The sequence below is a fragment of the Polaribacter sp. Z022 genome, assembly GCF_023555495.1.
Classification (GTDB): domain Bacteria; phylum Bacteroidota; class Bacteroidia; order Flavobacteriales; family Flavobacteriaceae; genus Polaribacter.
This window is the reverse complement of sequence record NZ_JALCZO010000003.1, coordinates 169858-187676: the sequence shown is the minus strand read 5'-3', so window position 1 is coordinate 187676 and position 17819 is coordinate 169858. Positions and strand designations below refer to the sequence as shown.

Annotated in this window: 14 protein-coding genes; 7 read left to right on the top strand and 7 right to left on the bottom strand. The window is 28.6% G+C overall.

Annotated features, from left to right (window positions below; all coding sequences use genetic code 11):
• The first annotated feature begins 63 nt into the window (after positions 1-63).
• The 5 genes from MPF13_RS07700 (at position 64) to MPF13_RS07680 (ending at position 4716) form a co-directional block, all read left to right on the top strand.
• Positions 64-426, top strand: coding sequence for a BlaI/MecI/CopY family transcriptional regulator (locus MPF13_RS07700; RefSeq protein WP_249981789.1), 363 nt, complete (start codon positions 64-66; stop codon positions 424-426).
• 132 nt (positions 427-558) lie between these two features.
• The gene (locus MPF13_RS07695) at positions 559-1977 is read left to right on the top strand and encodes a M56 family metallopeptidase (protein ID WP_249981787.1); all 1419 of its coding nucleotides are present in this window, start codon (positions 559-561) and stop codon (positions 1975-1977) included.
• A 5-nt stretch (positions 1978-1982) separates the two neighbouring features.
• Positions 1983-3236: a tetratricopeptide repeat protein gene (locus MPF13_RS07690; RefSeq protein ID WP_249981785.1), complete on the top strand. Its 1254-nt coding sequence runs from the start codon at positions 1983-1985 to the stop codon at positions 3234-3236.
• A gap of 35 nt (positions 3237-3271) precedes the next feature.
• Positions 3272-4198 (top strand): energy transducer TonB, encoded by a 927-nt coding sequence (locus MPF13_RS07685; RefSeq protein WP_249981783.1) that lies wholly within the window; start codon positions 3272-3274, stop codon positions 4196-4198.
• Positions 4199-4239: 41 nt separating this feature from the next.
• A complete protein-coding gene (locus MPF13_RS07680) occupies positions 4240-4716 on the top strand; it encodes a hypothetical protein (protein WP_249981781.1) in 477 nt (158 codons plus the stop codon).
• Between the two features lie 71 nt (positions 4717-4787).
• Here the strand turns inward: MPF13_RS07680 and obgE are convergent, their stop codons facing one another.
• From obgE to MPF13_RS07660, 4 genes are all read right to left on the bottom strand, one after another.
• A complete protein-coding gene (gene obgE / locus MPF13_RS07675; RefSeq protein ID WP_249981780.1) occupies positions 4788-5777 on the bottom strand; it encodes a GTPase ObgE in 990 nt (329 codons plus the stop codon).
• A 170-nt stretch (positions 5778-5947) separates the two neighbouring features.
• A complete protein-coding gene (locus MPF13_RS07670) occupies positions 5948-7066 on the bottom strand; it encodes an adenylate kinase (RefSeq protein WP_249981779.1) in 1119 nt (372 codons plus the stop codon).
• A gap of 96 nt (positions 7067-7162) precedes the next feature.
• The gene (gene secDF / locus MPF13_RS07665; RefSeq protein ID WP_249981777.1) at positions 7163-10141 is read right to left on the bottom strand and encodes a protein translocase subunit SecDF; all 2979 of its coding nucleotides are present in this window, start codon (positions 10139-10141) and stop codon (positions 7163-7165) included.
• A gap of 154 nt (positions 10142-10295) precedes the next feature.
• The gene (locus MPF13_RS07660) at positions 10296-10898 is read right to left on the bottom strand and encodes a hypothetical protein (protein WP_249981776.1); all 603 of its coding nucleotides are present in this window, start codon (positions 10896-10898) and stop codon (positions 10296-10298) included.
• Between the two features lie 186 nt (positions 10899-11084).
• Here MPF13_RS07660 and MPF13_RS07655 point away from each other — a divergent pair, with 186 nt between their 5' ends.
• Complete coding sequence (locus MPF13_RS07655; protein WP_249981774.1) at positions 11085-12761, top strand: formate--tetrahydrofolate ligase; 1677 nt, start codon at positions 11085-11087, stop codon at positions 12759-12761.
• A 9-nt stretch (positions 12762-12770) separates the two neighbouring features.
• Entirely contained in the window at positions 12771-13199 is a 429-nt protein-coding gene (locus MPF13_RS07650) for an SRPBCC family protein (protein ID WP_249981773.1), read from the top strand.
• A gap of 57 nt (positions 13200-13256) precedes the next feature.
• Here MPF13_RS07650 and mdh read toward each other — a convergent pair whose 3' ends face one another.
• From mdh to gyrB, 3 genes are all read right to left on the bottom strand, one after another.
• Positions 13257-14183 (bottom strand): malate dehydrogenase, encoded by a 927-nt coding sequence (gene mdh, locus MPF13_RS07645; RefSeq protein ID WP_249981772.1) that lies wholly within the window; start codon positions 14181-14183, stop codon positions 13257-13259.
• A gap of 133 nt (positions 14184-14316) precedes the next feature.
• Entirely contained in the window at positions 14317-15354 is a 1038-nt protein-coding gene (locus MPF13_RS07640; RefSeq protein WP_249981770.1) for a DUF6588 family protein, read from the bottom strand.
• Positions 15355-15542: 188 nt separating this feature from the next.
• Positions 15543-17480 carry a DNA topoisomerase (ATP-hydrolyzing) subunit B gene (gene gyrB, locus MPF13_RS07635; protein WP_249981769.1) on the bottom strand — a complete coding sequence of 646 codons (1938 nt, stop codon included), beginning with the start codon at positions 17478-17480 and terminating at the stop codon, positions 15543-15545.
• Between the last annotated feature and the right edge of the window lie 339 nt (positions 17481-17819).

The following is a 17819-nucleotide window of genomic DNA, read 5'->3' as shown; positions in this document are numbered from 1 at the left end:
AATTAGTTTAAACTAAATATTTAGTTATATTTGTTTTATTAAACTAAAAAATTAGTTGAAAAAATGAGCAAACAATTAACAAAAGCAGAAGAACAAATAATGCAAGTTTTGTGGGATTTGCAAGAAGCAACTGTAAAAGAAGTAATTGAAAAATTACCAGAGCCAAAACCAGCATACAATACTGTTTCTACAATTATAAGAATATTAGAAAATAAAGAATTTGTTGGGCACAAGCCTTTAGGAAGAGGTTTTATTTACCATCCTATAATAGATAAAGAAGCTTATAGTAACCAAAGTTTACACAAATTAATGAATGGTTATTTTAATGGCTCTTTTAAAAGTATGGTTTCTTTTTTTGTAAAAGAAAATAAAATGGATGTTTCTGAATTAGAATCTATTTTAAAAGAAGTGAATAAGAAAAAGTAAGTAAGCAGTTTGCAGTTGTAGTTTTCGATAAAACTTGTCATTTAGAATGAAACGTAGTGAAATTGAGAAATCGTTTAAATTCAGATTTCTCCACAAGGTCGAAATGACAAATCAAAAATAAAAATTAAAAATATGATAAATTATATTTTACAAGTAATCTTATTCCAAGTGTTATTCTTGGCTATTTATGATTTCTTTTTTAGTAAAGAAACTTTCTTTACTAAAAATAGATGGTATTTAATGGCAACTCCATTATTGTCTTTTTTAATTCCATTTATTAAAATACCAACGTTTCAAAAAGCAATTCCTCAAGAATTGATTATTCAATTACCAGAAATTGTTTTATCACCAGAAAAAGTAATTCAAGAAACAGAAATTTATCAATCTGTAAGTTATATTTCCATTTTATTTTGGATAGGAGTAATAGCTTTTTCAATCTTGTTTTTAGTTAAATTGTTTAGAATAGCTAACTTGGTTAGAAAATACGAGGTTCTTAAAAAAGATAAATTTACTCTTGTCTTTATTCCTAAACAAACAAAGGCATTTTCTTTTTTCAATTATATTTTTCTAGGAAATGAAATTTCTATTTCACAACAAAAATTAATTATAGAGCATGAGTTGGTACATAGTAAACAAAAACACTCTTTAGATTTATTGTTCTTTGAGTTTTTAAAAATAATGATGTGGTTTAATCCTATGATTTACTTCTATCAAAAAAGAATCACTTTAGTGCATGAATACATTTCTGATGCAATAGCTGCAAAATCTGAAACTAAAGAAACCTATATAAATAATTTGCTATCCAACTTTTTTCAGGTTGAAAACATTGCGTTTGTCAACCAGTTTTACAAACAAACCTTAATTAAAAAAAGAATTATTATGATGAAGAAAAATCAATCAAAAAAAATGAATCAATTAAAATACTTATTGTTGGTTCCTGTAATAGTAAGTATGCTTTTTTATACTTCATGCGCCTCTAAACAAGTAAAAAAGGAACTTTCTAATTTAGAAAAGAAGTTGAAAGAAGAGAGGGTAATTAAAGATTCCCAAATAAAAGAACTAACTCAAATCAATCAAAAATTAGGAGATTCTATTGTTAAGTTAAATGAAGATAGAAAGTTTCATTTAAAGACAGTAAATTTTTTAAAGAAAAAGATTTATAATGTTTCATCAAAAGAATATGTGGAAACTGAAGAAGTTTCATTTATGGCAATAGATAAAGCACCCACTTTTCCTGGTTGTGATTCTGGAGATAAGGCTTGTTTTTCAAAAGGAGTTCAAAAACATTTTATAAAGAATTTTGATTCAGATTTACCAAATAAGTTAGGTCTAGAATCTGGAAAGAAAAGAGTTTTTATTGGTTTTAAAATTGATAAAGAAGGGAATATTGTAAATGTAAATGCAAGAGCTCCTCATCCAAAAATTAAAGCAGAAGTTATTAGGGTAATGAATACTTTGCCACAAATGATTCCAGGAGAAAATAATGGTAAAAAAGTGGTCGTTAAATATTCAATACCATTTACTATTTTTATTGCAAAAGACACAAAATAAAATTTATGAAAAAGAAAATTTTACTTGTATTATTATTTGTAATTGTAAAAGTCGGGGCACAAACTTCGACTTTTTCTGCTATAGATAGTTTGTTTGCAAAAGGAAGATATCAATCAGCTTTAAAAGAATTAAAAGCTATAAAACCACCTACATTTTTATCAAATTATAAAACTGCAATTATTTATGAATCTATAGATAATTATAAAAAATCAGCTGAATTTTTAGAAAAGGCTTTAATTTTTAAAGATGATTATCAAACTAAAATAAAACTAGCAAAAGCTTATCAAAGATTAAAAAAATCTAATAAATCTATTGCTATTTATAAAGAATTGGTAGAGTCAGATTCATTAAATCTTATCTTAAAATATCAGTTAGGTAAATTGTATTTAGCTTCAAAAAAAGGAACCAAAGCTATTGAAACATTTAAGTATTTAATTAAAAAAGATGCTTTAAATGCTCATTATTCTTATCAATTAGGTATTGCTTATGCTTTAAATAACGATAGAAATAGAATGATTAATAGCTTTTTAGATACTTATAAAAAAGATTCTTTACACCTAAAAGCAATTATAAGACTAGCTTCAGGTTTTAGTAAATTAAAAGAAAAAGATTCTACACAGATTTTTGTTGATAAAGGATTGAAATTAAATGAACTAGAAGTAAATTTAAATAAGTTAAAAATAAATCAATTATACAGAGATAAAAAATATACAGAAGCAATTCCGTATTTATTAAAGCTAGATACAATTGTAAAAGGTGACACTTATTTTACATCTATGTTGGGCAGAAGCTATTATAATATAGATAGCTTAAATATTGCTATGAAATATTTTAAAAAATTAAGTTCTATTGATAGAGAAAATTTTAAAGCACATACTTACCAAGGACACATTTTATTAAAAAAAGAAAAATATAAAATAGCAAGTCTTAAATATAGAATTGCAACTTTTTTAGGGAAAGAAAAACGTGATGAAGAATATTATGGGTTGGCAACAGTTTATTATAAATTAAAGAACCCAAAAGATGCAATTATTAATTTTGAAAAAGCCTATAAAGAGAATAGAAATAATTATAAAGCACTGTATCAATTAGCAAAACTATCTGATGATTTTTATAAAGATAAAAAAATAGGATACAAGTATTATATAAGATATTTAGAGAGGTTTCAAGAAAGAGATAGTGTAATAACTAATTTTGTAAAAAAGAGGGTTTCAGAAATAAAAAAAGACTATTTTTTAAGAGGAGAAAAATTAGAATAAATGATTATTTTTGCAGTAACTACTAAAAGTTTGCAATGAGAATATTTATTTTATCCTTAATATTAATTTTCAATATCTTATCTACAAATGCCCAAGACAAAAAAGATATTGCTAAGGTGTATTTTAAAAGAGCAAAAATAAGTTTTAAAGAAAACGACTTTATTAAAACTGAAAAATACTTAGAGAAAACAACTTTTTATAATGAAGGAATTTTACATAAAGAAATTGCTATTTTTGGAGCTAATTTTTATTTTAAAACCAAAAAATACAAGAAAGCTAAAGAGTATTTAACTGCTTATTTTAAATTAGAAAAAAATAAAAAAACAGCAGAATATACAGACATGCTAGTTTTGTATACAGATACTTTAGACGCAATAACAAATTCTTCTAAACCAATTAAAGAAACTAAAAAAGTTATACCCGTTGTTAATCCAGAAATTATAAAAAAGCCAATTAAGGAAAAAACAAACGTAAATAAAAAAACAACTATAAAGGAGGTTGAAGATAATTCAGAAGAAGAAGAAGGATCTAACTCTGTAAATGAAAGTACTACTACAAATGAAGAGCTAGATAGTGGTTTAGTAAAAGATGTACCTTTTTTAATTATAGAAAATGTGCCCGTTTTTCCTGGTTGTTCAGGTAGTAAAACAGAACTTAGAGACTGTTTTTCTAAAAAAGTTCAGTATCATTTTTCTAGAAAATTTAATGCAGATTTGCCTAATAAATTGGGTTTGTCTGCAGGTAGAAAAAGAGTTTTAATTAATTTTACAATTAAAAGAACTGGATTTGTAGAAGATATAGTGGTTAGAGCTCCTCACCCTGCAATTAAAAATGAAGTGATAAGAGTAATGGAGCTTTTGCCAAAGATGAAGCCAGGTACTCAAAGAGGAAAAAATGTGAATGTAAAATATGGAATTCCATTTACATTGATAGTTGATGGTATTGAAGAAAAAAAAGAGTAAATGTCTTTATATTTTAGTAAATTCACGCAATAAATAGTTTTATGTTTTTGCGTTTACTTACTTTTTTATTAATTATTGTTTTTTGCACTTCGTGCGATAAATTTTCGTTTTCAAAAAATACTCAAAAAAGTACGTTAGATACAATAGTAGATTATTCATCAGTAGATACTTTTCCTTCTTTTAAAGAGTGTGATTCTATTATAGATAAGAATCAAAAATCTACTTGTTTTAGAAACACAATTCATCAAAAAATAGGAGAGGAGTTACAAAAAAATACGTTTACTATAAAAGATTCTATAGATGAAGTTATTTATGTTGATTTGTTAATTAATTCTAATGGAATTTTTTCTTTAGATTCAATACAGTCTTCATTAAAAATTAAAACAGAAATACCTAGTTTAGATAGTGTTATTAAAGCTAGTATTAAAAAGTTACCTAAGATTTTTCCTGCAAATAAAAGAGGAATTCCAGTTACTACAAAATATCAGTTGCCTATTAGAATTCAGTTAAAAGATTAATTACATTTTTGTAATAAAAAAATCCTGCAATTTGCAGGATTTTTATTTTTGAATTCGATTGAAAAATGCATTTAATTTAGCATTTCCCAAAGTTTATCTTTTAATTCTTGCAAACCTTTTTGAGCTACAGAAGAAATAAATATAGCTTCAACACCTTCTGGTAATTCAGCTTTAATTTCTTCTTTTAACTCCTCATCTAACATGTCAGATTTAGAAATAGCTAATAACCTTTCTTTATCTAATAATTCAGGATTGTGCTTTTTAAGCTCATTTAAAAGAATTCCATATTCTTTGTTAATATCATCACTATCTGCAGGTATTAAGAATAACAAAGCAGAGTTACGTTCTATATGTCTTAAAAAACGATGTCCTAAACCTTTTCCTTCTGCTGCACCTTCTATAATTCCAGGAATATCTGCCATTACAAAAGTTTTATGATTTCTATGCTCAACAATTCCTAAGTTTGGTTTAAGAGTTGTAAATGCATAATCTGCAATTTTTGGTTTTGCAGCAGTTAAAACTGATAATAAAGTAGATTTTCCTGCATTAGGAAAACCAACTAAACCAACATCTGCTAGTAATTTTAATTCTAATCTAAACCAACCATCAAAACCATCCATACCAGGTTGTGCATATCTTGGTGTTTGATTAGTTGATGATTTAAAATTCCAGTTTCCAAGTCCACCTTTTCCACCACGTAATAAAATTACTTCTTTTTGGTCTTCAGTAACTTCAACAATTACTTCATCTGTATCAGCATCTTTTATTATTGTACCTAATGGAACATCAATATAAATATCTTCTGCATCATGACCTGTACTTCTACTAGCACTTCCTGCACCACCACTTTCTGCTCTAAAATGACGTTTAAATTTTAGGTGAAATAAAGTCCACATATTTTTATTTCCTCTTAAAATAATGTGTCCTCCACGTCCTCCATCTCCACCATCAGGACCACCTTTGGTAATAAACTTTTCTCTATGCAAGTGCATAGAACCTTGGCCACCTTTACCAGAAGAAGCGTATATTTTTATGTAGTCTACGAAGTTACCTTCTGTCATTTTTTCTTGTTTTAAACATTGATTTAAATTACCTAACAGCCACAGGTTGTTCTCCTTATTAATTTACAATCTTCAGTCTTAATTATTGTTTAAGCGTGTAATTGTTAAATCGCCTTATGCAATAAATGTTTAAAGGTTATACATTTAAACAATTACACAGTTACACATTTTTAAAGTGTATCAAATACTTTAGAAATACGTTGTGTAATGTCTTCTATAGAACCTACACCATTAATTCCATAATATTTATTTTGCGCATCAAAAAAGTCTTTTAGGATGGCAGTTTTAGTATTGTATTCGTTAAAACGATTTCTGATTTTTCCTTCATCAGTATCATCTGTTCTTCCACTTGTTTTACCTCTTTCTAACAAACGAGTTACTAAAACATCTTCTGGTACTTCAAGAGCAACCATACCGTTTATTTGTTCACCTTTTTCTGCTAAAAAAGCGTCTAAAGCTTTAGCTTGAGATTCTGTTCTTGGAAAACCATCAAAAATAAAACCTTTTGCATCTGCATTTTTGTTTACTTCTGCTTTTAGCATGTTAATAGTTACTTCATCAGGAACTAAATCTCCTTCATCCATATATTTTTTAGCTAACAAACCTAGTTCTGTTTGGTTTTTAATGTTAAATCGGAATACATCTCCTGTAGAAATATGTACAAGGTTGTACATGTCTTTTAAGAATTCTGCTTGTGTTCCTTTTCCTGCTCCTGGAGGGCCAAATAATACGATGTTTTTCATTTTAGGTTTTGTTGATAGTTGATATATTGCTGGGTAATTTCTTCCAATACCATTATAATCTAATCCGTAACCAACAATAAATTTATCTTCAATACTTTTTCCGATATAATCTATTGGAAGTTCTTTTTTAAATACATCTGGTTTAAAAAATAACGTCGCAACTTTTAGTTGTTTTAAGTTTTTGTCTTTAAAGATATTATAAATTTCTTGAAGTGTGTTTCCAGTATCTATAATATCTTCTAAAATAATAACAGTTCTTCCTGTTAAATCTTCATTAATACCTACTAATTGTTTTACATTTTCGGTAGAAGTTGTACCACTATATGAAGCTAATTTTACAAAAGAAACTTCACAGTCATTATTAAATTCTCTAATAAAATCGGCAGCAAACAAGAAACATCCATTTAAAATACCTACAAAAATAGGAACTTCATCTTTTGGTAAATCTGCTTGTACTTGTGCTGCTAAATGTTTTACAACTTTAGCAATTTCTACCTCATCTATATAAGGTTTAAAGTATAAATCTTGAAGTTTAATTATGCTCATGAGAATGCAAATATAATAGTATATGTTTAATGAAAAAACCGTTTTTAAATTCTGATTGTCAGTTTAAAAACGGTTTTAAATTATTTTAAAATAAAATTAATTATTTTTTTCTTCTTTTTTTGAAGTATCAAACATTATAGGTGTTGCCACAAATAATGAAGAATAAGTACCTACTGCTACACCAATTATTAAAGCAAACATAAACCCTTTAATAGAGTCTCCTCCAAATAAGAAGATTGCTAACATTACTAATAATGTTGTTAATGATGTATTAATTGTTCTTCCTAATGTAGAGCTTAATGCTTTATCTACTACTTCACTGTATTTCCAGTTAGAGTGGATTCCTGCAAATTCTCTAATTCTATCAAAAATTACCACAGTATCATTCAGAGAGTAACCAACTACTGTTAGAATTGCTGCAATAAATGATTGTCCAATTTCCATATCAAAAGGCATAAATTTATATGTAATAGAGAATACTCCTAATACAATTAAAACATCATGGAATACTGCAATTACAGCTCCAATAGAGAAAGATACCTTTCTAAAACGTAATAAAATGTATAAGAAAACTACTAATAAAGACCCAAATACTGCATATAAAGCTGATGTTTTAATATCATCTGCAATTGTAGGTTCTACTTTAATAGAACTCATAACACCTGCTCCTTGTTTTTCGAAACCTGGTTTAAAGTTTTCGTAAGTAGTATCTCCTAAATAAGATTTTAATCCTTTGTATAAAGCATTTTGTACTTCTTCATCTACTTCTTGACCTTCTTCATCAATTTTATAAACTGTAGTTATTTTTAATTGATTAGCAGTACCATAAGTTTTTACCTCTGGAGCTGTACCAAAAGCATCTTTTAAAGTATTAGCAACTTCTGTAGCATTCATGTCTTGTTCAAAACGAACAACATAAGAACGTCCTCCTTTAAAATCTACACCTTGTTTTAATCCAATAGAGAAAATAGAAACAATACCAGCAATAATGATAGCTCCAGAAATTACATAAGCAATTTTACGTTTCTTTAAGAACTCTACATTTATGTTTTGGAACCATCCTTTAGATATAGATGTGTTAAATGTTAAGTTGTTTCCTTTATTTACAGATCTGTCAATTAATAAACGAGTAATAAATACTGCAGTAAATAAAGAAGTAGCAATACCAATCATTAATGTTAAAGCAAAACCTTTAATTGGTCCTGTACCAAAAACATATAAAATAATACCAGTTAATAATGTAGTAATATTAGCATCAATAATAGCAGATAATGCTCCTTTTACAGAGAATCCTTCTTCTACAGATTGTTTTAAACCTTTCTTTTTAAATAAACCTTCTTTAATTCTTTCGAAGATAATTACGTTGGCATCTACAGACATACCAATTGTTAAGATAATACCAGCAATACCAGGTAATGTTAACACAGCTCCAAATGAAGCTAGAATACCAAAGATGAATAAAATGTTTACAACTAAAGCAATATCAGCATAAATACCTGCTTTACCATAATATAAAATCATCCAAAGTAAAACTAAAACAATTGCTAAACCAAATGATAAGAAACTTGCATTAATAGCTTCTTTACCTAAAGAAGGTCCAACAACTTGTGCTTGAATCATTCTTGCAGCAGCTGGTAATTTACCTGCTTTTAAAACAGTTGCAATATCTTCTGCTTCTGCAATTGTCATGCTTCCACCAGAAATAGATGTTCTACCACCTGTAATAGGTAAATTAACTGAAGGAGCAGTATATACATAGTTGTCTAAAACTACAGCAACAAATTTACCTTGATTTTCGGTAGTCATTTTTGCCCATTGTTTAGTTCCAGAACTATTCATAGTCATGCTAACTTCTGGTTTGTTTAATTGGTCAAAAACTTGGGCAGCATCTAAAATTACATCACCTTCAATATTTGCTTTCCCTTTTCTGTTTCCTTTAATTGCATATAATCCAATTAATTCTGTAGTTCCATCTGAAGATTTATTAGATTTATAATCCCATAAGAATTTTACATATTTTAAATTAGTAGGTAATAAAGCTCTAACTTCTTTTCTATTTAATAAACTATTAACAGTAGCAGTATCTAAAACTTTAGCTTGCCCAACTAAAGAACTCATTTGTTGTTGAGACTGAGCTACATTTGGGTAAAAGTATGTGAAAAGGTTTTTTTGATTTACGTTAGTAGAATCTTTAGTTTCTCCTAATAAATCATCAATATCATCTTTTTTAGTAGAATCTACAGCTTTTTCAATTACTGAAGTGTCTTTTAATAATTCTGCAATTTTTGTGTTTGCAGAGAAAAAGAAGTTTTGAACTTCTGCATTTGTATAAACTTCCCAGAATTGTAATTCTGCTTTACTAGTAATTAACTTAGATACACGATCTATATCTTTTGCTCCTGGTAATTCAATTTGAATTCTACCAGAGTTTCCAATTCTTTGAATTTTTGGAGAAGCAACACCAAACTTATCAATTCTACTTCTTAAAACCTCTAAAGTAGTTATAATAGAACTGTTAATTTCTTCTTGTAAAGTTTCTTTAACAGTTTCATTTGCTTCATTAAAAGAAATTTTTTCGCTTAAAGCTTTCGTTCCAAAAATAGATGGAGCACTTAATTTTGTGTCTCCAGCAATATTTTCAAATTCTTCAAAGAATAAGTCTAAGTAATTTTCATTACTGTTTCTTTGCTTAATGTCTGCAGCGTTTAAAGCGTTGTTAAAAGCTTCATTTTTAGAGTCGTTAGATAAACTTTTTAATACCTCTTTTACAGAAACTTGTAAAATAGCATTAATACCACCTTTTAAATCTAAACCTAAATTCATTTCTTTAGATTTAACATCATCATAAGTGTAAGAAGCTATTCCTAAATCTATAACATCTTTGTTAGCTACACTGTCTAAGTATTTTCTTTCTAAAGTTACTTTTTGTCTAGCATCTTTATCAGCACCTTTAGATTCAGCATATTTTACAGCTTTGTCTTCTACATTATTTACAAAAAATGTAAATGATAATTGGTATAAACTTACCAATCCAAAAAGGATTGCAAATAATTTTATAAGTCCTTTGTTTTGCATTTTATAATTTATTTATGGGTCAAATTTTTTAAAACGAGCAAATATATAGTTTCTCGCAAAACCTGACAATAATTTTTATTGATTGTTTGTTGTTATTATGAGTTTGAAACTCATTATTTTAAAGGGATTTAAAAAACGTAAAAGATTACACTTTTTAACTAACAAAGTTAAAAGGACCTGCTCTAACTTCTGGTTCTTTACATGTAGATCTATCCTTTGTAAAAGGATTGTTTTGAGATGCTTTAAAAGTGTTTGTAAAAAGTTTATCAGCTTTGCGTTGAGTTACTTTTTTAAAGAAAGCATAATGGTTGTATGTGGTAAATCTATCTGAACTTGATTTAAATTCAAAAACAAATTTAAAATCAGAATTAGAAATGTCACTTTCATTAGTTAGCTCATAGATATCTAAATTATAACTATAAGGGTTATTATTTTCTTCTTTATTTTTTGAGCTCTTATTTATGAGTAATTTACTTTCTTTAGCAAGTTCTTTTTTAACATTATCAATATCGATATTGCTGAAATAAGAAATCTTTAAAGTACCATTTTGATTTTTTTTGATATTGATATTTACAATACCAACTTTTTGAAGCTTTTCTTTAACTTCTGTTATTGCTTCTGCAATATTTTTTTTGTCAATTTTAGAATCAACAAACTCTAAAACAATTTCTTGATTAGGTATAGAAACCTGCTCTTGAAATGCTCCAAAAGAAATAAATAGTAAGAATAAAGTACCAAAGTACCATTTTGCTCTCATTTGCCAAATATATAAAAAGATTGCTTTTTACGTCTCAAAATTGTCATCTATTTTTATCAAAATGTAAGATTATTTAATTGTGTTATGTGTAATTTTTTTATGTTTTTATGAGGTGTTTTTGTGAAGTATTAAAAATGATTATATTTATTTGATTAAATTCGTAAATAATAATACTTAATTTCAAATATGACACATTTAACAGATATAGAAATTGCTCAGGCAAAAAAACTGAATCATATTAAAAATATTGCTAAAAAATTAGAAGTTGATGAAGATAGTTTAGAAATGTATGGAAAATACAAAGCTAAACTTCCTTTAACTTTAATCGATGATAAAAAAATTGCAGCTAACAATTTGGTCTTAGTAACAGCTTTAACTCCAACACCTGCAGGAGAAGGAAAAACTACAGTTTCTATAGGTTTAACTGAAGGGTTAAATAAAATTGGGAAACAAGCTACAGTTGTTTTAAGAGAACCTTCTTTAGGGCCTGTGTTTGGAATTAAAGGTGGAGCAGCTGGTGGAGGTTATTCTCAAGTAGTTCCTATGGAAGATATTAACTTACATTTTACTGGAGATTTTAACGCTGTTGAGAAAGCTAATAATTTATTGTCTGCTTTAATTGATAACAATATACAAAGCAAAACAAATAACTTAAATCTTGACCCAAGAACCATTCTTTGGAAACGTGTTATTGATATGAATGATCGAGCTTTAAGAGATATTACTATTGGTTTAGGAGGTACTGCAAATGGTATTCCAAGACAAGATGGATTTAATATAACTCCAGCATCTGAGGTAATGGCAATTCTTTGTATGGCTTCTAACTTAGAAAATTTAAAAGAAAGATTAGGAAATATTTTTATTGGTTTTACTTTTGATAAAAAACCAATATTTGCTAGAGATTTAAAGGCAGAAAATGCGATGGCAATTTTATTAAAAGATGCTATTAAACCAAATTTAGTACAAACTTTAGAAGAAAATCCAGCAATTATTCATGGAGGTCCGTTTGCAAATATTGCACAAGGAACCAATACAATTATAGCTACTAAAATGGGTTTGTCTTTATCTAATTATGTAGTTACAGAAGCTGGTTTTGGGGCAGATTTAGGTGCTGAAAAATTTTTAAATATTAAATCTTCATTTGCAAAACTAAATCCTAAATGTGTTGTGTTGGTTGCTACAATTAGAGCTTTACGTCATCATGGAGGTGCTGCAAAAGAAGATTATAACAGACCAAATTTAGAAAGAGTTTCTATTGGTTTTAAAAATTTAGAAAAACATATAGAAAATATTAGAAAATTTAATATTGAGCCTGTTGTGTCTGTAAATTCATTTACTTCAGACTCTAAAGAAGAGGTAGAGTTTGTAATTAAAAAATGTGCAACTTTAGGTGTTAAGGCAGTGTTATCTGAAGGTTGGGCAAAAGGAGGTGAAGGAACAAAAGCGTTGGCTGAAGCAGTAGTAGATGTTGTAGAAAATAAAGCAACCCAATATAAACCCTTATATGATTGGAATTCTCCTATAAAAGATAAAATAGAAATCATAGCCAAAGAAATTTATGGAGCTTCTAATGTTGAGTATAGTAAAAAAGCGCAATTAAATTTAAGAAGAATAGATCGTCTAGGGTTTAATGATTTTGCTATTTGTATGGCAAAAACACAAAAGTCATTTTCTGATAATGCATCATTAATAGGAAGACCAGAAGGTTTTACTGTAACTGTTAGGGAAATTGAAATAGCTGCTGGTGCACAATTTGTAATTCCTATTTTAGGTAAAATGATGAGAATGCCAGGGTTACCTGCTGTACCTGCTTCTGAAAATATGACTATTGATAATGATGGAGTTATTTTTGGGTTATCTTAAAATATAAATATGAAGCCAATTGTTGTTGATATAAATATAAAAACTTCAAAAGAACGAATTTGGAACGCAATTACTAATGTCAATGAAATGAGGTATTGGTTTTTTGATAATATTCCTAATTTCAATGCAGAAATCGGTTTTAAAACGTGGTTTGTTGTTAAAAATGAAGAACGTGTTTTTTATCACCTTTGGGAAGTTGTACAAGTTGAAAACTTTAAAAGCATAAAAGTAGCTTGGACATATCCTGATTATGTTAAAGATTCCTTTAATGTAACTTTTTATATAGAAGAATTGGAAAATGATTTTATCAACTTTAAAGTAAAAGCAGAAGGAATAGAAAAATTTGAACAATTTTCGATTCCAGAGTTTACTAGAAAGAGTTGTGTTGAAGGGTGGACTTATTTTACAAGCAGATTAAAAAAATATATAGAGCAATAAAAAAAGTCCAGCTTTAAAGCTGGACTTTTTTTATTTTATAAAATCTAAAATAGGTTTTTATAATTCTAACAATCCGTTAGTTTTAGAAACACCTGCAGCAGATTCTTGCATATGAGCTTTTTCAGCATCGTTTAAGTTGATTTCTACTATGCTTTCAATTCCGTTTTTACCTAAAACAACAGGAACTCCAATACATAAATCATTTAAACCATATTCTCCTTCTAATAAAGTAGAACAAGGATAAATTTTCTTTTGATCACAAGCAATAGCTTGAACTAAACCACTAACAGCAGCTCCAGGAGCATACCAAGCAGAAGTACCTAATAAACCAGTTAATGTTGCTCCACCAACTTTAGTATCTTGTAATACTTGTTCTAATCTTTCTTCAGAAATAAATTCAGAAACAGGAACAGAATTTCTTGTTGCTAATCTTGTTAAAGGAACCATTCCTTTATCAGAGTGACCACCAATTACCATACCATCAACATCAGAAATAGGAGCACCTAAAGCTTCTGCTAATCTGTATTTAAAACGAGCAGAATCTAAGGCTCCACCCATTCCAATAATTCTATTTTTAGGTAATCCTGTAGTTTTATGAACTAAATAAGTCATAGTATCCATAGGATTAGAAACAACAATAATAATTGTATTTGGAGAATGTTCAATTAAACTAGAAGAAACAGTTTTTACAATTCCAGCATTAATACCAATAAGCTCTTCACGAGTCATACCTGGTTTACGAGGAATACCAGAAGTAATTACACAAACATCAGAACCTGCTGTTTTAGAATAATCATTTGTACTTCCTGTAATTTTTGTGTCGAAACCATTTAAAGAAGCAGTTTGCATTAAATCCATTGCTTTACCTTCAGCAAAACCTTCTTTAATGTCTAAAATAACAACTTCTGAAGCAAAGTCTTTAATTGCAATGTATTCTGCACAACTTGCACCTACTGCACCAGCTCCTACTACTGTAACTTTCATATCTTTTGTTTTTAAGTTTTATAATCAAATTGATAATTGCAAAAGTACAAAAATTAAGCAAGGTTTTAGTTTTGTATAACAAAAAAAAGACACCTATACAAGATGTCTTTTTTTGTTATATTTTTATTTATTATTATCTAATACTAATAGCAACTCCTGCAGAAAAAGTATTGTATTCTTGAAAAGCATAACTACCAAATATTTTAAAGAATCCTAAACTTAATCTAGCTCCTAATGTTGTTGTAACACCACTAGACTCAAAATCTAAATTAGATGGAACGCTTAGGTTTTTTGTTACTTTGTCGTTTGGAGCAGGGAAACCTGTGTCGTATACACCAGTAAAAGTTCCAGACATAGCATAACTAGCATTACCACTGTTGTAGCCAAAACCTCCGTAAATATTAATAATAGGGAAGTTTAAAGAAGCAATTGCTTGTACTGTATAAGCTTTTAAATTGAATTCAGTTAATGCATTTTGTACCTGAATCTCTCCAGAACTCTGATCAGCAATTCCATAATTTACATCCATAGTTGTATAGGCTGCTAAAAGAGAAATATGCAAAGGTGTTTTGTCTAGAGGTCCAAACCAATTTGTGATTTCTTTTTTAAGCCCTACACCTAACATTTTTACAGACCCATCATCTTCTCCAATATTAGTTTCAGGAACAAATCTTAACATTCCTTCAAGTTTAAAAGGAAGACCAACACTTAGTTGAACTATAGGTGCTGGAACTGCTTTTGCAGGTAAATCAGATAAAATTCCACCAGGTGAATCAAAGTTTGCAGATACATTATTTCCGTTAATTGTAGTGTTTACAGTCATAGAAGTAGTTCCACTTGGTCCTGCAAAAGTTGAAGCTGTGGTTGATGAGGAAGTTACAGAAGTTAATCCAAGTGCAGAAATATTAAATAATTCCTTTTCAGTAGGTATTGCTGCTCCACTTAGACCAATAGCTAAATCAAATCCAAAAGTTTTGTGAACTTTAGCTGTATGGTACCATCCGTTATTCATTGCATTAATAAAGCCTTCCATTCCTGGAGAAAAATAGGCTTCCATAAGTTTTTGAGAATCTGATGCATCTGCTAAAAGAATTGCTTCAAACCCTTCTTGTGCGTTTGTATTAAATGATAAGGTAAATATACTTATCAGAATTAAAATGTACTTCTTCATTTGTTTAGTGTTTAGTTAATATTTGTTTAAGTTTTTGGGTAATAATATAAGCTAATATATAAAAATATGTTAAAATATTATGGGATAAGTTGCTTTTTTGTTGGTTAAATGCTGATTTTGGTTATTAATTTTCATAAAAAAAACTCAACAATTTGTTGAGTTTTTTTTATGAAAATTAATATTTGGCTTTATGCATCAATATTAGCATATTTAGCATTACGTTCTATAAAGTCTCTACGTGGTGGAACTTCATCTCCCATTAACATAGAAAAAACTCTATCTGCTTCTGTAGCATTATCAATAACAACTTTACGTAAAGTTCTAAATTCTGGGTTCATTGTTGTGTCCCAGAGTTGTTCTGCGTTCATCTCTCCAAGACCTTTATATCTTTGAATATTAACAGATCCACCCATTTTTTGAGCAATTAAATCGCGTTGGTTATCATCCCAAGCGTATTCTCTTTTTTGTCCTTTTTTAACTAAATATAATGGAGGAGTAGCAATGTAAATATACCCTTGCTCAACCATTTCTCTCATGTATCTAAAGAAGAATGTTAATATTAAGGTAGCAATATGCGATCCATCAACATCGGCATCACACATAATAACTACTTTGTGGTAACGAATTTTAGATAGATTTAAAGCCCTTGGATCTTCTTCTGTACCAATAGAAACACCTAAAGCAGTAAACATGTTTTTGATTTCTTCGTTTTCAAAAACTTTGTGTTGCATTGCTTTTTCTACGTTCAAGATTTTTCCACGAAGTGGTAAAATTGCCTGAAAGTTTCTGTCTCTACCTTGTTTTGCTGTTCCACCTGCAGAATCTCCCTCAACTAAGAAAATTTCACATTGAGCAGGATCTGTTTCTGAACAGTCTGATAATTTACCAGGTAAACCACCAATAGACATTACAGTTTTACGTTGAACCATTTCTCTGGCTTTACGTGCTGCATGTCTAGCAGTTGCTGCTAAAATTACTTTTTGAACAATAGTTTTTGCATCATTAGGGTTTTCTTCTAAGTAATCAGTTAACATTTCTGATACTGCTTGAGATACTGCAGAAGAAACTTCTCTATTTCCAAGTTTTGTTTTTGTCTGTCCTTCAAATTGAGGTTCTCCAACTTTTACAGAAACAATTGCTGTTAACCCTTCTCTAAAATCATCACCAGCAATTTCAAACTTTACATTTTTAAGTAATCCAGACTCATCTGCATATTTTTTTAAGGTATGTGTTAAACCTCTTCTAAAACCAGATAAATGTGTACCTCCTTCATGAGTATTGATATTATTTACGTAAGAATGTAAATTTTCTGAATATGAAGTGTTGTAAACCATAGCAACTTCAACAGGAATACCATTTTTTTCTCCTTCCATAGAAATTACAGAAGCAGTTAGTTGCTCACGAGTAGAATCTAAATATTTTACAAACTCAGATAATCCTTCAGTAGAATGAAAAGTTTCAGCAATAAAGTTTCCTTCATCATCTGTATTTCTTTTATCTGTTAAGGTTATTGTAATTCCTTTATTTAAATAAGCTAACTCACGCATACGTGTAGCTAGTGTATCGTAATTGTATTCTGTAGTTTGTTGGAATATAGACTTGTCTGGTAAAAAAGTTACAATTGTACCTGTAAAATCTGTTTCTCCAATAGTTTTTACTGGGTATAAAGTTTTACCTCTTTCGTATTCTTGTTGCCAAACTTTTCCTTCTTTATGAACTGTAGCTGTTAAGTGATCTGATAATGCATTTACACAACTAACACCTACACCATGTAACCCACCAGAAACTTTGTAAGAGTCTTTATCAAATTTACCACCAGCACCAATTTTAGTCATAACAACTTGTAGAGCTGATACTCCTTCTTTTTGATGAATTCCTACAGGAATACCACGTCCATTATCTTTAGTAGTAATAGAGTTGTCTTCGTTAATTGTAACATCTATTCTGTCACAATGTCCTGCTAAAGCTTCATCAATAGAGTTGTCTACAACTTCATATACTAAGTGGTGTAAACCACGTACACCTACGTCTCCAATATACATTGACGGACGCATTCTAACGTGCTCCATACCTTCCAGCGCCTGAATACTGGAAGCGTCATAATTATGTTTTTTTTCTTCGCTCATTATCTGTCTCTAATATTTGTTTTTATAGGTTTGTTGCCTAAAAATGCAACCTACCAAATATAAATAAAAACATAGGTTTTTAAAGGTGTTTGTTAATAAAAATGAAAAATGTTAATAACTAAGAAAGTGTCTTAAAACCTCTAAAAATCATCTTATTTTATAATTTTATAAATTTTGAAATAGAAATTATAATAAAATTATTGAAAGTTGTTTATTTGTTAGATTTTGAAATTCATTTTTTTAAGAATTTAACCTAAAGGAATCGTTTTAGTAAAAAAATGAATTATTTTTTTAAACATGATGTTTGTCACTTTATGCAAAATAATATCAGCATAGTTT

What these genes read in the sequence shown, in the direction of transcription:
- MPF13_RS07700 (WP_249981789.1), top strand. Translation starts at nt 64, where the DNA reads ATGAGCAAACAATTAACAAAAGCAGAAGAACAAATAATGCAAGTTTTG.
- MPF13_RS07695 (WP_249981787.1), top strand. Translation starts at nt 559, where the DNA reads ATGATAAATTATATTTTACAAGTAATCTTATTCCAAGTGTTATTCTTG.
- MPF13_RS07690 (WP_249981785.1), top strand. Translation starts at nt 1,983, where the DNA reads ATGAAAAAGAAAATTTTACTTGTATTATTATTTGTAATTGTAAAAGTC.
- MPF13_RS07685 (WP_249981783.1), top strand. Translation starts at nt 3,272, where the DNA reads ATGAGAATATTTATTTTATCCTTAATATTAATTTTCAATATCTTATCT.
- MPF13_RS07680 (WP_249981781.1), top strand. Translation starts at nt 4,240, where the DNA reads ATGTTTTTGCGTTTACTTACTTTTTTATTAATTATTGTTTTTTGCACT.
- obgE (WP_249981780.1), bottom strand. Translation starts at nt 5,777, where the DNA reads ATGACAGAAGGTAACTTCGTAGACTACATAAAAATATACGCTTCTTCT.
- MPF13_RS07670 (WP_249981779.1), bottom strand. Translation starts at nt 7,066, where the DNA reads ATGAGCATAATTAAACTTCAAGATTTATACTTTAAACCTTATATAGAT.
- secDF (WP_249981777.1), bottom strand. Translation starts at nt 10,141, where the DNA reads ATGCAAAACAAAGGACTTATAAAATTATTTGCAATCCTTTTTGGATTG.
- MPF13_RS07660 (WP_249981776.1), bottom strand. Translation starts at nt 10,898, where the DNA reads ATGAGAGCAAAATGGTACTTTGGTACTTTATTCTTACTATTTATTTCT.
- MPF13_RS07655 (WP_249981774.1), top strand. Translation starts at nt 11,085, where the DNA reads ATGACACATTTAACAGATATAGAAATTGCTCAGGCAAAAAAACTGAAT.
- MPF13_RS07650 (WP_249981773.1), top strand. Translation starts at nt 12,771, where the DNA reads ATGAAGCCAATTGTTGTTGATATAAATATAAAAACTTCAAAAGAACGA.
- mdh (WP_249981772.1), bottom strand. Translation starts at nt 14,183, where the DNA reads ATGAAAGTTACAGTAGTAGGAGCTGGTGCAGTAGGTGCAAGTTGTGCA.
- MPF13_RS07640 (WP_249981770.1), bottom strand. Translation starts at nt 15,354, where the DNA reads ATGAAGAAGTACATTTTAATTCTGATAAGTATATTTACCTTATCATTT.
- gyrB (WP_249981769.1), bottom strand. Translation starts at nt 17,480, where the DNA reads ATGAGCGAAGAAAAAAAACATAATTATGACGCTTCCAGTATTCAGGCG.